A 12418-nucleotide genomic window follows, 5' to 3' on the forward strand; every position below is an offset into this window, starting at 1 on the left:
GCAATTGAATTGTGACTCGATGCAATTGAATTGTGACTCGATGCAATTGAATTGTGACTCGATGCAATTGAATTGTCACCCGATGCAATTGAATTGTAACTCGATACAATTCAATTGTGACCTGATATTACCTGTGCCCCTCTGCTCCCTGTATGATAAATATTCAAGCAGAGGCGATATTATAGTTCGCTTTTGGGAATTTCTTCGCGAAATTCTATAACCAATTTCATAGTTTCCACTACCAAATCACGTAAATCACGATTGAGTACTACAGTGCCTTGAGATCCAAACGAACGGTCAAAAATAGCGACATATCGCTCATTACCATTGACGAATCCTTGCATAAACTTGACTAGAGAATAGTTGACTGTATCCAAGAATTTCGAGTTATTTTCTGGCACCATGCAAGCGATACCTTCTTGTGAATAAGGGCGATCGGGTACGATCGCAAAAGCATCTGGATTTTTTTGCTGTTGCAGCCATCCCTCTAAAATAATGCTATCGGATGAGAAAGCATCAATAGTACCTTTTTGTAAAGCTGTGTATCCCTCTGTCCTAGTTTTAAAATATACCAGTTTGGCTTTTGGTTGTAGGCGAGCGATCGCCTGCTCATTTGTGGTTCCAGGCAACACACCAATTCGCTTATCAATCAGGGATTCAGGAGAAGCTAGATTACTTCCTTTGTTAACTAATAATTGCGTTCCAGTTACACCGTAACTTACAGAAAAGTCTACTTTTTTATCTCGCTCCCATGTAAAACTACTAGCATCACACACAATATCAACTTGTCGAGCGACTATTTTAGGAATGCGCTCAGAGGGGCTAAGACCAACTAATTGCAGTTTAATTTTTTTTCGGAGGTTTTTTTCTAATTGCTCTTTAATTAGAGTTAGCATATCTACAGAATAGCCATTTAATTTTTCTTGACTATCCACATAAGCAAAAGGTAGCGCATCTCTACTAGTACCAGCTGTTAATACTCCTGTTCTGGCTACTTTTTGCATCACAGTTTCAGCAGCTACCACATTAGGCATAAGCATTGCAAACATGAGACTTAAAATAGGAATAGCAATTTTTTGAGACATAAGCTTTAAAAGTAGGTCGTTTTTTCAGAAATCAAATCTGATTTACAGCAATTTTCATTTGCATGAAGTACAAAGTTACGGGTTTTGAGGCAGGAGGCAGAAGGCAGGAGGCAGGAGGGAAGAGGTAAACACTGTTTATATTTGATAAATCAGTCCTGAATTTTGTACCTCACTTACTTGCAATCTGCTGTATATGTTAAGTTCAAGAAGTTATCACTATCGAGTACATAGTAAGCTTATCTAGTAACTATTCTTTACATGAGCTTTCTTTTGTCACTCTAGGGAGAGTCAAATCAGCCATTCAATTCCAAACCTTTTTTGATCATCTCGAACCAAGTACTATGAATTACTGTTGATATGTAAACAATCCAAAATTTACATGAGTCTTATAAATTAAGAAAAGTTTTAAAAAAATTAAATCTCCATATTGATTCAGGAGAAATTTATGGCTTACTCGGTGTTAATGGAGCGGGTAAAACGACCACTATTGATATTATTTGTAATCTCCTTAAATCTAAGAGAGGACTCATATTGTATTGAAAAAAACTCATTACACTTAATCTTGTAGAATCCTTTTGCCTATTGCCTATTGCCTATTGCCTATTGCCTGTTCCCTGCCTCTACGAGTAATTTCAAAAATCAAATACTAGTTCTATATGGTGGAAAGTAAACGTTCAGGAAAATTTTAAAGAAGTACACTCAAAGTTTCGTCTACAATTTGTGTAATTTTTTGTAAAGCGATCGCCACTCCAGTTTCAGCAGTTGGTGATAAAGTGTACCCTAATTCAAAGTTTACTCCTGGTACTTTGATCCACCAAGCTGGGGGGCAATAACCGTAAATTGCTTTAGTCAGAGCTAAAAGCGATCGCGGATCGCCCATATGTCCGGCAATAATCTTGAAAGATGCAGGTGAAAGTGGTTCTACTTGGATCTCAGAACTTTGGCAGGCGAAACAAGCATCAATAAAGATTGCCAAATCAGCATGGGCTAAATTTTGAGCAAGTTCGGGGGTGAGTTGGTGGACAGCAAGAGATTGCACGTTAGATAGATGCAACGCCTTAGCTACTCGTTGACCAATGCCATCATCACTACGCAATTCATTACCGTAACCAATAGCTATTACATTGCAATTCATAATTTTTAGCTGTCTAACACCAGCTTCAAGTTATAGAAAAAACTTGAAGAACTTGTGAAGAACTGTTAAATTCACAAATTATTCTGAAGCTTACACGCTCATGACTGTGCTATCAATGGGTAAAGAAAAATCACGAGACCATTCATTCCAAGAGCCAAAATAATTTCTAGCAGAAATTCCTGCCTGTTCTAGGGCTATTAATGTATTAGCAGCCCTTGAACCTTTAAAGCAGTAAATATATACAGTGGAATCAGAAGTAATACTTAGTGAGTGGCAAATTTCTCGAATTTCATCTGGCGATCGAAACATGGGAATTTCCGATTCAGAATTCATCAGACGATGCCATTCTAACCATACAGCGTTAGGGATTCTACCTTTGCGAGGACAAAAATCAGGAGTGTAGGGAGAAGAACTCAGCCCAAGCCATTCTGAACTGTCGCGCACATCTAATTTAATAATTGCTGGGTTGTCAATTGCTTCCAACATCTCGGCAGTAGTCAGCATTATATCAGCGTTAGGATGCAATCTAAATATGCTGCTTTCACGCTTCGGTACTTCATCGGTAGTAGGTAATCCTGCCTTGAGCCATGCTTGATATCCTCCGTGCAAAATTGATACCTGAGCGCAACCCAAATATTTTAGTAAAAACGCTGCTCGACAAGATTGACCGTAACCTTTATTTAAAGTATCTTCATAAACAACTAACTGTTCTGTACCAGATATTCCTACCCTACTGATAATTTCTGCAAAATACTCTTGCAATTCCTTTAAACCTGCTGGGGAGGAATTCTCTAAAAGATAAGTGAAGAAATCTCTAATATTTATGGAATGAGGAATATGAGAAATAGCATAGTCTTCTTGACTTCGCGTATCGATAATGACAGCCTGCGATGACTTTTCTGCTAACAGCGACGTGAGTTCTTGAGGTGAAATGAGGAGTTTTGTATTCACGCTTTCATGCTTCTGTTATTGTACCATTAGGCATTATCCCCCTCGACAGATTTGCGTTTTGAAATGCAAATCACAGAAGCATGAATGTTAAATGTTACTAGAGAACTTTTGAAATCCGCAAAATTAATCTTGTGACATGAAAGCGAGCATCGCTCACTTGTCCTGTATCGTTGAGATAAATGCTAATTTTGGCATGTCCTTTAATTCTAATAACTGGATCGATGATTACTTTTTTCATAACTATACTTGTGAGGAAAGTAATACCAATTCTCTAAAATAAAATTATAGATGAGGACGCGGTAACGCAGAGATTGAACTACAATTTGAGATATACCTAATACCTAAGTTAAATCCTCACAAGTTCCTCAGATTTTTGACTTAACCTCAAGATGTAGCTAAAACAGGGTTCAACAGTGAGGCAGAAGACGCTAATTCTTCTGCCTCCTACTTCTTGTCTTGTGAACCAACGAACTCGTGTTCTGAACCAATCGTTATGCACATAATAGCCAATTTTTACAGTGCGTAATACCATTTCTTTGCGAGGCTGCGCCAAACCCTTTTAACTTCTTTCTTTGTGTTCTTCTCTAACGAGACGCTGCGCGAATGAGTCCTTTGCGGTTCGTTTTTCTTTCTTGTACTTATGGTTTAGCGCATCTTCATACAGAATTGGTATAAGTCCTATGTTGATAGTTTCGCCTGGGAAATAAGTTTCTCGCTGTCGATCGCAAAAAAGCTGATGCCTGCGGCGGGCTGGCGCCAACGCATACAATGATGTTGTTTACGGAGCGTGGCATGTATTAATCAGGTTTTATTCGCGCTCACATCGGCTTGAGGAAGTTGTCAAGTGAAACTGCTGTATAACTTTAATTTACAATCTTCACAAAATCCTCAAATACTTTCGATAAAGTGAAATTAGAGTCCAAGTGTTGATACTTAGGCTCAACCTGCCTAGTTAACATTGAGGGGTTTTGTTATGGATACTCTTGTTAAGTATGACATTCAAGTTATCAAAGATGAAGCGCGTGAACTCGTTAAAAAAGGAGTAATTCGTCGTAACGAGCCAATTTATACTTTGTGTAAATTTATTCCCGGCCGTGATTGGGTTTGCGTAGAACTTGAGCTAGAAAAAAATGAATTTTTGCTTCGGGACAAAATTATAGATCTCTTAGGTCGTGAAGATTGGAGCGAAGATTGATAAAATTGCGATCGCTAGCTATAGCAGGGAATAGGCAACAGGCAACAGGCAATAGGCAAAGAAAGTCTATTAGTGTCAACGTTTTACGATCGGTTTATATTTTAAACTATGCTGCGCTGTAACTGCTATGTATAGAAATCCGATTTGATTGGCTGAAAAAATTCCGTAATCTTCTATAACTCTCTTGCCTATTGCCTATTGCCTCTTTACTTCATAACCTCACAAGTTCCTCAAATTATCTTCCTATAACCAAAGGTGTGAAACTCAAGAGAGAGTACAAAAGATTCTGAAGAGGCCCTCTCCCCGCTTCGGGAAGAAACTTAAAAACATTATTATTCACTCTAAATAATTAAGTCATACTACAACACTAGCTCATACTCTAGATGCCCTCTGATCTTCTTTCAAAATCAGTTGTTCAAATGGCTTATCCAGCAGTAGATTGCTTAAATTAAATAATGAGGATGAGAAAATTTTTCAGTATTTCAACTGATTTCATGAGTAGATAGCAAAGTTACAAATTGTAGGGTATTCAAGTGCCATAAGTGGCGAAAACGATACCCACTTTTTTACCCTCAGTTTACTTAACTTATGAAAATCACATTGATTAAAACACCGCACGTACTCATTGGTATTCTCATGGTAGCGAATTACGTACTATTCACTATGTTGCTCAAGTATTTGGATAGTATTAGTTTGTTATTTGGTAATTGATATTTTAGTTAGCTATATAGTTACTAACTAGCTCACTATTATTATGCGATCGTTTTGAGAAGTAGCGATCGCATTTTACTTGAGGAACTATTACATCAGGTACAAGGTAGGGGCGACCCTATTTTGTACCCAGGGCGGCCGCATCATGTCAACAAGCAAAGTCTATTCTCAATAGAACTAAAATTAATGTCATTAACTCTTGCTTATTGCGAAAATTTTAGGCGATCGCTTTGGGGCTTAAAAAATAATCAAGCGCGAAATCCTGATTTTTTCGTTGGTTTTTAACCTTCGTTGTGATCAAGAGTAATTTAGATGCGTTTGCCCTGATTTTGTACCTGACGAAAGCGAGAAATACTATCAGGTTATTTGATAACCTCTCTTTCATCATCCTAGTGTGTAAATATAAGCTTGTCTTAACCGCCGTACCATTTCTCGACGTACCTCATTTTGGACGCGGTTACCACGCCGCCAGTGTTCTAATTGAATATTATCAACGTAGAATCTCACAGAAAATTGCATCGCAGCACCTTGGATATCAGTTAGCTGAACTTGTGGTTCTTTCCAGGCAGTATTAGACTCTTTAAAACTGTCATGTAACCATTCAACAAATTTTAATGAGTAGTCATCTAGTCTGCTTTCATCTACTCCAGGATTAGAAATTTTCTGAAATATTTTATTCAGTTTTATTTTCATCAGGTCAATCTTTTGTTCCCATTCATCCGGTAAAGTATTTTGGTCTTCAAATACTAAATCAGGGTCTTTTAACCAAGTTTTATACCATTCACGAATTAAACCAATCAAAGTTTGTTTTCCAGTTTGTTGTTGTTCTTCTAGGCGCGATCGCTGTCGTTTGCCTTTACGTTCTGTAATGACTACCAGCCCGACAATGTTCAATATTTCTAGATAGTTTTTCTGGATATTTCTCAGTTCTTCTGCATTCAATCCCCCCTTTTCTAGCTGTTTGATTTCGAGCGCCAAATATTCAAATGCCTGTTCAAGCCTTTGCAACTGATCGTTGACATCTTTTTCAACTAATAAACGCAGTCGTCCTGCTTCTTTCTTTGATAATTTATCGCCTTCTGCTTCTTTTAATGCAGCAAAATTGTCCAAGTATTCAAGTTTTTCATTGATATCACCTAATGTATCTGGATGCCCGATGATAATTTCTTGCAGAATATTTGTTGCTACCACTGCATCAGCATCAACTCTGACTGACACTTTAATTGTATAAGCATAGTGAGTTGTAGGACGACTGAGATTGACTATATTTTGACCACCCAACGATGTGTTTGGTACATAAACTTCGCAATGCTCGTTAATCAAATATAGTTTGGTCACCCGGATACCAATTTGTTTGATAATTGCAACTGACCCATCTGGCATGGAGATGACATCGCCAAATTTAAAGGGTGTATCAACTAACAATACTAACCCGCTGAAAAAATCACTTAAAATATCTTTGACTGCCAATCCCAAAACTACGGTGATGCTACCTATTGCTAAACCGATTCCGCTTAAGTCAACTCCCAAGGTGCTGAAAAACAGAGAGATTCCAATTATATATGTAATTACTGGGATAAAGTTTTGCAGTAGTGGAATTAATACGTCATCCCAGACAGCTTCAGTTTTACGGGCGTAGTCTTTCAAGTAGGCGACTGCTGCTTCTGTAAATAACATACTAACCAAGTAGGTTAAAGCGGCAATTAGCAAGGCTGTGAGTCCTTGCTCAATCCAATCTATGATGCCTCCTGAACCTAATTGGTACAGTGAAAGTTTGAGACTCGCAAACAAAAAAATTGCGATCGCCGGAATTTGTGAAATTGCAAGAATTAATAGGGTTGTATCTTGTTCTGTACGCCTCAAAAACGATCGCAGTATATAGAAGAGTAATATGTAGATGACAAAGAAAACAATTACAGATGCGCCAAATGTATATAAGAAAGCACTGATTTGTGCCCCTGTTGGTAAAGTTGGCGGTGCTGGCGCTACGGGTGCTTTTGATGTAGATTCTGCCGCTTGGGCAATGAGGGTATAAATCATTTGCTATTTGCCTCAAATCTTGTAATTGAAAACTCTGGTGCTATCCAAGCGTCACTTGGATTGTTGAATGACTCTGGAATTTTTTGCATTCAAAAAACAGTAGTAAATTAACATTCTGTACTTTCAGCACGGCCGGGAATGACAATTGCTTCCCGCATTAGGGCATCTGTAAAAATCTTGCGAAGAATGCGCTGGATTTGAAGATGTTTTCCCGGCTTGACTTTCGTCAATGTCCGCAGCAACAAGTTAGACTCACCAAGACTTTCCACCCCATCTACCTGTGTGCTTTCCAATACATCTGGGTAATCTGCTTTTAACTGCTGTCCTACCTCTTCAATCACTTTGTAGACTTGAGTTAAATTGGAATCATAAGGGACACCAACTTCTACTACTGCAAAGATGTATTGTTTGGAATAATTAGTAATTGAGCCAATATTCCCATTCTGAATAATCTGCAATTGACCATTGGGATGTCTCACACGGGTGGTTCTCAGTTCTATTGCCTCGACAATACCTTCGACAACTCTATCTTCAGCTTTTCCAGCCTCGATATAGTCACCCACCAAGTAGTAGTTTTCAAACAGAATAAAGAAGCCGCAGACGATATCGTTAATCAGCGTTTGTGCCCCTAAACCTACAGCTATACCGACAATACCCGCACCTGCAAGTATGGGAGTTGGATCGATTTCTAGTGTATAAAGAATAGAAACAATCGCGCCGAAGTAAATTAAATATTGTAAGAAACTACGAAACAGAGGAACGAGGGTCAGGCGTCTACTTCTTTGAATTTCAGTGAGATTCTGGTTTTTAAATAGCACCTCTTCAACAAATAAGTAGATGACCTCAAACAAGGCACGACTAACAAAGATAATGGCGATGATTTTGATAATTCGCTGGCCAAAAACTGCGACATTGGCGATTAACTGCACCTGCTGAATTACCAACGTCGCCATGCAGACATAAATTACAAATTCTAGACACCGCTTTAAAAAAGGTATCAGATGTCGGAGGCGATCGTAAAATCTCAGGAGGTTATCAGGGCTAGAGTATCTAATGCTCAGAGCATCTAGGCTATCAACTACCACCGCCACTGCTTTGAGTATCAGCAACCCAACGGCAATAATTAAATAAATCCGCAGTCCAATGTAAAGATATTGCGAAACTACTGATGGTAATTTCAAAAACTCGGCACACAAGATTGCAGCCCACAGCCAAATTCCGCCAGTGACTCTTTGATTGAGGGCGTTGAAGAAAGCATCAATACTTTTATCGTCAGCAGTATTTTTTTCTAAGTTCTTGGCGCGAATGCTAGCTACTTTCAGCCAATAATTGACAAATTTCAGTGCGATCGCCGCTACAATCAATGTGCTAACACTTTTAGCTATACCAATTCCTATATCGATCCAAAATCCTGATGGAATACGGCGAATTATGGTTAGTGTGTATTCTTGGAGATTTTCACCACGATAAAGTAAATAACCATTCGCACCTACAATCAAAATAGACGATACTAAACAAGCAAGTAACAGTAATCCTGTGATATTGCGTCGTAGCTTTTTGATACTCCTATCATCACTCCTAAGTATAGAGGACTTAATAAACACCTTGAATGCTTTGCTTACAAGCCAGTTGATGAATAAGAAAATAAAGATTATCAGGCTAACTTCAGCGGCAATAATGAATATGTTCATTTTCGAGCATAACAATTTAATAATTTTCGACAACATCAAAATGGATAGATGTTAATTATTTCATATCCGCATAATTTGTCAATCTTTTAATATTTAATTCAATTTTATTGATTTCATATATGTAGATAAGCCTTGCTCTGCCTAGACATCAAATAAATATTTAATGTCTGCAATTCTCAGTTCGCTAAGACAACATCTTTTCTGCAAAAAGCAAAGCAGAAGCTTGGAAATTTTATTACTAATTATTTTTATATCAAGATTATTCTTGAACGATATCGGAACTTAAGTAAACAGAAAATTGTTGTTTAATTACTGTAAAAATATTTATTAAATTACTAAAATTACCTACATTTTGTATCCTCAATGTATAGAAAAACCTCCGTAGTTGTATAAAAAACACAACATCAAGCCTGTTTGTTTATCTCAGTACTTACTATTAAAAGTACTCTAATTGCTATATAATAGGCATGTTTTACTCGCATAGTATCGAAATATTATTGTCAATACTTGCTTTGTAGGTTTTTGAAAAAATATACTACTGTTAACTCCAGAACATAGCCGAACATTGACTACATTTTGGGTTGTCGGAGTTGTCTAGATCTCAATGAATGTGAAACGCGACGTACACATCCAGAAAATGAACATCGATCAAGTGCTACAAGTTCTATCACTCAGCCAAAAAAAACCTTTGACACCCCTGCAAGAATTAGTGTTGCGCTCGTGCTGGGAGGGAAAAACTTACAACTACATGGCAGCCGAAGTTCACTATGGGGCACAAAGTATCAGAGAAGTGGCTTCCCAGTTGTGGCATGTACTGAGTAAAATTTTTGGAGAACCGATTAGCAAAACTAACTTCCGCCACACCCTAGAGGTACGTCCCCTCACCAAAGCCTACCAGCAATTGATCGAGAAACACACCAGCAGTAACGCTCCTACCCTAGAATTTCCCAGTGGCCCAGTAATGCTATCCTCCCGCTTTTATATCCCTCGTTCGCCAATTGAGGAATTAGCTTATAGAGAAATTACTGAGCCAGGATGTGTTATTCGCATCAAAGGCTCTAGCCAAATGGGGAAAAGCTCTCTCATGCTACGGATTATTGATTACGCTGTATCTGTTGGTTATTGCAGTGTGAATTTGGACTTTCAGCAAGCAGACTCAACAGTATTTGGCAACCTCGATAAATTTCTACGTTGGTTTTGTGCCAACATTAGCAGTAAGTTAGAGCTAGAATCCAGACTCAGTGAATATTGGGATGAAGATATCGGCAGCAAAGTTAGCTGCACCAACTATTTTCAAAGGTATTTGCTAGGACATCTTACTTGTCCCCTTGTTTTGGCATTGAACGAAGTGAATCGAGTATTTGAGTATCCAGCAATTGCTCAAGAATTTTTGCCCTTGTTGCGTTCTTGGCACGAACAAGCCAAGCAAACAGAAATTTGGCAAAAACTCCGCTTGCTTGTGGCTTATTCAACAGAAATTTATATTCCTTTAAAGCTAAACCAATCACCATTTAATATTGGGTTACCGCTAAAGTTGCCCTCATTTACAATCCAGGAAGTGCAGGATTTAGCACAGCGTCATGGGCTAGATTGGAGAGATGGTAAAGAAGCCAAGCAACTGATGTCAATGGTGGGGGGACATCCCTATTTAGTGCGCCTAGCTTTGTATCATATTTCTCAGGAAAAAGTGACCTTAAAGCACCTATTACAACAAGCAGCCACGGAATCAGGAATTTATAACGACCATTTACGACGGCTGTTAACAGCACTTCAGGAGGAGCCAGAATTGGGTGCTGCGGTTAAAAAGTTAATTGCTGCACAAGAACGTGTAAAATTAGAATCTATACTTGCTTATAAATTAGAAAGTATTGGGTTGGTAAAACTCGAGTGCGATCGCGCTAACTTTTCCTGTGAATTGTATCGTTTGTATTGTGAGTCAGCAAACTTAGGTAGTTTTGAATAATAAGTGATTATCTGAAACTTTCTTAAATTAGGAATGGCTCAAATCAATTCGGGTTGTCCGCGTTTACTGAAGTAATGCTATTTTTCTCACATCTCAGACGTGGGGAGCAATGGTGCGATCGCCGATGCATCCAGACCTGTGATGCTAACTACCTGTTCCACCGTCATACCACCTGCCAATAAGTTGCGTGCTGTTTGTAATAACTGCGACTCTGCTCTGTCCGCTCGTTGGCGTTCCTGTTCGGCTCGTTGGCGTTCCTGTTCGGCTCGTTGGTATTCCTGTTCTTCTGGTGTTGGCAGTAATTCTCCCTCCAAAGTCGCCCAGCGTAGCCAAGTTGCATCAATTCCTTTGTAATTTCCCTGCCAACGCTGCAAGGCTAACCCTAAGGATTCACTCACCAATTGATGGCGATCGTTGACAACCAGTGGTTGGTAAACTCTCTGTTGGATAGAAAAACCCGCCCAATCATCTGGGTTAAACGGGTCATACCAGAAATATTCTGGCACGCGCATTTGATTTTGATAAATCAGCTTTTTCTCATTTTTGTCTGCGGCGGCTGTACTTTCGGAAAGCAACTCAATCACAACATCCGGAGCTTTTCCTTCTTCCCAAACCACCCAACTTTTGCGTTCACCTTGAGGGACACCCAACACCACAAAAAAGTCTGGCCCTCTAAAGTCTTGGTTTCGCACCTGCGCCAGACTGTAGTAGACAAACATATTGCCGCCGACAAATCCATCTTCTCGGTGTGACAGCCAAGGGATTAAGCCATCTATCAGCAAGTCAATCTGGACTTTGTGCCGTGCGCTTTCCATTGGGACACCATCATCAAAAGGGAGTTCTGCTTGGGTGGGTGGAATTTCAATTAAGGGTGCAGGTAGGGTGGTTTCTGACATGGCTGTTCATCAGTGGGGTAGCCCGCAGCGAATATATCTATAGTACTTGATAGCGTTCTCACAAAGGGAAAAAGCCTGGGACGCTATATCTACCCCAAGTATTGGTTCTAGCTTGAGGTGGTTTTTTGTGCGATGGATTGGGTTAGAAAAAAATGCCTTTAACTCGAAAAATTCAAAAATTTCTTTTTGGAAACGTCTTAAAAGTGTAGAAAGAAAGGGCAAACCTGAATCTTTGCAAATAAAGGAGAAAAAAGATGACTTCAACAATTTCTGTTAACAAAGAAATTATTGCTCATGATTTTCTGGTTTCTGTACATGACAAACTCGACCAAGACAAGATTGATGCTGCTGTAAAATCTATATTAGGTACAACTTCAAGCTATGGTGCTAATGGAAATGTTGCCAGCTTGATTTTTTACTTGCAATTCCAGGTGAATATTAATAACGGGAAATCCTTTAATGGTAAAGCTGGAGGTTTGTCAAGCGCTGGTGGTGGAGCACTTTTTGGCGATGTGTATACAGACGACCTGAATAGGTTGTATGCAAATACCGTTAGTTTCCAATTCAATGCAACGCCTGTTTACCTAAACATTAACTTCTTTGATAGCAACAGTAATTTGCTTGGAAATTTTCAATCTGGAGGTATTTCGACAGTTTTAGGAATTGGTGGTGGATCGGGGAGTTGGTCTTAAGAACTTCAAAAAAATAATTCCCTAAAAACTATCTATATGTCGATAAAACAGGACTCAAA

General features: G+C 38.9%; 10 protein-coding genes and 1 pseudogene. 4 read left to right on the forward strand and 7 right to left on the reverse strand.

Annotated elements, in window-relative coordinates; genetic code table 11:
- Positions 1-179 precede the first annotated feature (179 nt).
- Positions 180-1085 (reverse strand): amino acid ABC transporter substrate-binding protein, encoded by a 906-nt coding sequence (locus ACM0OY_RS18950; RefSeq protein WP_414570399.1) that lies wholly within the window; start codon positions 1083-1085, stop codon positions 180-182.
- A gap of 366 nt (positions 1086-1451) precedes the next feature.
- On the opposite strand from ACM0OY_RS18950, the pseudogene ACM0OY_RS18955 reads away from it, so the two are divergent.
- Positions 1452-1610: pseudogene (locus tag ACM0OY_RS18955) on the forward strand (ATP-binding cassette domain-containing protein); the annotation flags it as partial.
- Positions 1611-1770: 160 nt separating this feature from the next.
- On the opposite strand, the gene ACM0OY_RS18960 reads toward ACM0OY_RS18955, so the two are convergent.
- The 3 genes from ACM0OY_RS18960 to ACM0OY_RS18970 all read right to left on the reverse strand — a co-directional run bounded on the left by ACM0OY_RS18960 (position 1771) and on the right by ACM0OY_RS18970 (position 3409).
- Positions 1771-2220, reverse strand: a complete 450-nt coding sequence (locus tag ACM0OY_RS18960; RefSeq protein WP_414570400.1) for a hydrogenase maturation protease — start codon at positions 2218-2220, stop codon at positions 1771-1773.
- A gap of 90 nt (positions 2221-2310) precedes the next feature.
- Positions 2311-3171 carry a sulfurtransferase gene (locus ACM0OY_RS18965; RefSeq protein WP_414570401.1) on the reverse strand — a complete coding sequence of 287 codons (861 nt, stop codon included), beginning with the start codon at positions 3169-3171 and terminating at the stop codon, positions 2311-2313.
- A gap of 97 nt (positions 3172-3268) precedes the next feature.
- Entirely contained in the window at positions 3269-3409 is a 141-nt protein-coding gene (locus ACM0OY_RS18970; RefSeq protein WP_414570451.1) for a hypothetical protein, read from the reverse strand.
- A 735-nt stretch (positions 3410-4144) separates the two neighbouring features.
- On the opposite strand from ACM0OY_RS18970, the gene ACM0OY_RS18975 reads away from it, so the two are divergent.
- Positions 4145-4366 (forward strand): DUF4327 family protein, encoded by a 222-nt coding sequence (locus ACM0OY_RS18975; RefSeq protein ID WP_414570402.1) that lies wholly within the window; start codon positions 4145-4147, stop codon positions 4364-4366.
- Between the two features lie 1095 nt (positions 4367-5461).
- On the opposite strand, the gene ACM0OY_RS18980 is transcribed toward ACM0OY_RS18975, so the two are convergent.
- Together ACM0OY_RS18980 and ACM0OY_RS18985 are read right to left on the reverse strand one after the other, a co-directional pair.
- Complete coding sequence (locus tag ACM0OY_RS18980) at positions 5462-7117, reverse strand: mechanosensitive ion channel family protein (protein ID WP_414570403.1); 1656 nt, start codon at positions 7115-7117, stop codon at positions 5462-5464.
- A gap of 107 nt (positions 7118-7224) precedes the next feature.
- Entirely contained in the window at positions 7225-8808 is a 1584-nt protein-coding gene (locus ACM0OY_RS18985) for a mechanosensitive ion channel family protein (protein WP_414570404.1), read from the reverse strand.
- Positions 8809-9445: 637 nt separating this feature from the next.
- On the opposite strand from ACM0OY_RS18985, the gene ACM0OY_RS18990 reads away from it, so the two are divergent.
- Complete coding sequence (locus ACM0OY_RS18990; protein ID WP_414570405.1) at positions 9446-10771, forward strand: AAA-like domain-containing protein; 1326 nt, start codon at positions 9446-9448, stop codon at positions 10769-10771.
- An 86-nt stretch (positions 10772-10857) separates the two neighbouring features.
- On the opposite strand, the gene ACM0OY_RS18995 is transcribed toward ACM0OY_RS18990, so the two are convergent.
- The gene (locus ACM0OY_RS18995; protein WP_414570406.1) at positions 10858-11667 is read right to left on the reverse strand and encodes a Uma2 family endonuclease; all 810 of its coding nucleotides are present in this window, start codon (positions 11665-11667) and stop codon (positions 10858-10860) included.
- Positions 11668-11921: 254 nt separating this feature from the next.
- Here ACM0OY_RS18995 and ACM0OY_RS19000 point away from each other — a divergent pair, with 254 nt between their 5' ends.
- The gene (locus ACM0OY_RS19000; RefSeq protein ID WP_414570407.1) at positions 11922-12359 is read left to right on the forward strand and encodes a VapA/VapB family virulence-associated protein; all 438 of its coding nucleotides are present in this window, start codon (positions 11922-11924) and stop codon (positions 12357-12359) included.
- The last annotated feature ends 59 nt before the right edge of the window (positions 12360-12418 follow it).

Source organism: Nostoc sp. CCY 9925 (assembly GCF_963920935.1).
Classification (GTDB): Bacteria; Cyanobacteriota; Cyanobacteriia; order Cyanobacteriales; family Nostocaceae; genus Nostoc.

What these genes read in the sequence shown, in the direction of transcription:
- ACM0OY_RS18950 (WP_414570399.1), bottom strand. Translation starts at nt 1,085, where the DNA reads ATGTCTCAAAAAATTGCTATTCCTATTTTAAGTCTCATGTTTGCAATG.
- ACM0OY_RS18960 (WP_414570400.1), bottom strand. Translation starts at nt 2,220, where the DNA reads ATGAATTGCAATGTAATAGCTATTGGTTACGGTAATGAATTGCGTAGT.
- ACM0OY_RS18970 (WP_414570451.1), bottom strand. Translation starts at nt 3,409, where the DNA reads ATGAAAAAAGTAATCATCGATCCAGTTATTAGAATTAAAGGACATGCC.
- ACM0OY_RS18975 (WP_414570402.1), top strand. Translation starts at nt 4,145, where the DNA reads ATGGATACTCTTGTTAAGTATGACATTCAAGTTATCAAAGATGAAGCG.
- ACM0OY_RS18980 (WP_414570403.1), bottom strand. Translation starts at nt 7,117, where the DNA reads ATGATTTATACCCTCATTGCCCAAGCGGCAGAATCTACATCAAAAGCA.
- ACM0OY_RS18985 (WP_414570404.1), bottom strand. Translation starts at nt 8,808, where the DNA reads ATGAACATATTCATTATTGCCGCTGAAGTTAGCCTGATAATCTTTATT.
- ACM0OY_RS18990 (WP_414570405.1), top strand. Translation starts at nt 9,446, where the DNA reads ATGAACATCGATCAAGTGCTACAAGTTCTATCACTCAGCCAAAAAAAA.
- ACM0OY_RS18995 (WP_414570406.1), bottom strand. Translation starts at nt 11,667, where the DNA reads ATGTCAGAAACCACCCTACCTGCACCCTTAATTGAAATTCCACCCACC.
- ACM0OY_RS19000 (WP_414570407.1), top strand. Translation starts at nt 11,922, where the DNA reads ATGACTTCAACAATTTCTGTTAACAAAGAAATTATTGCTCATGATTTT.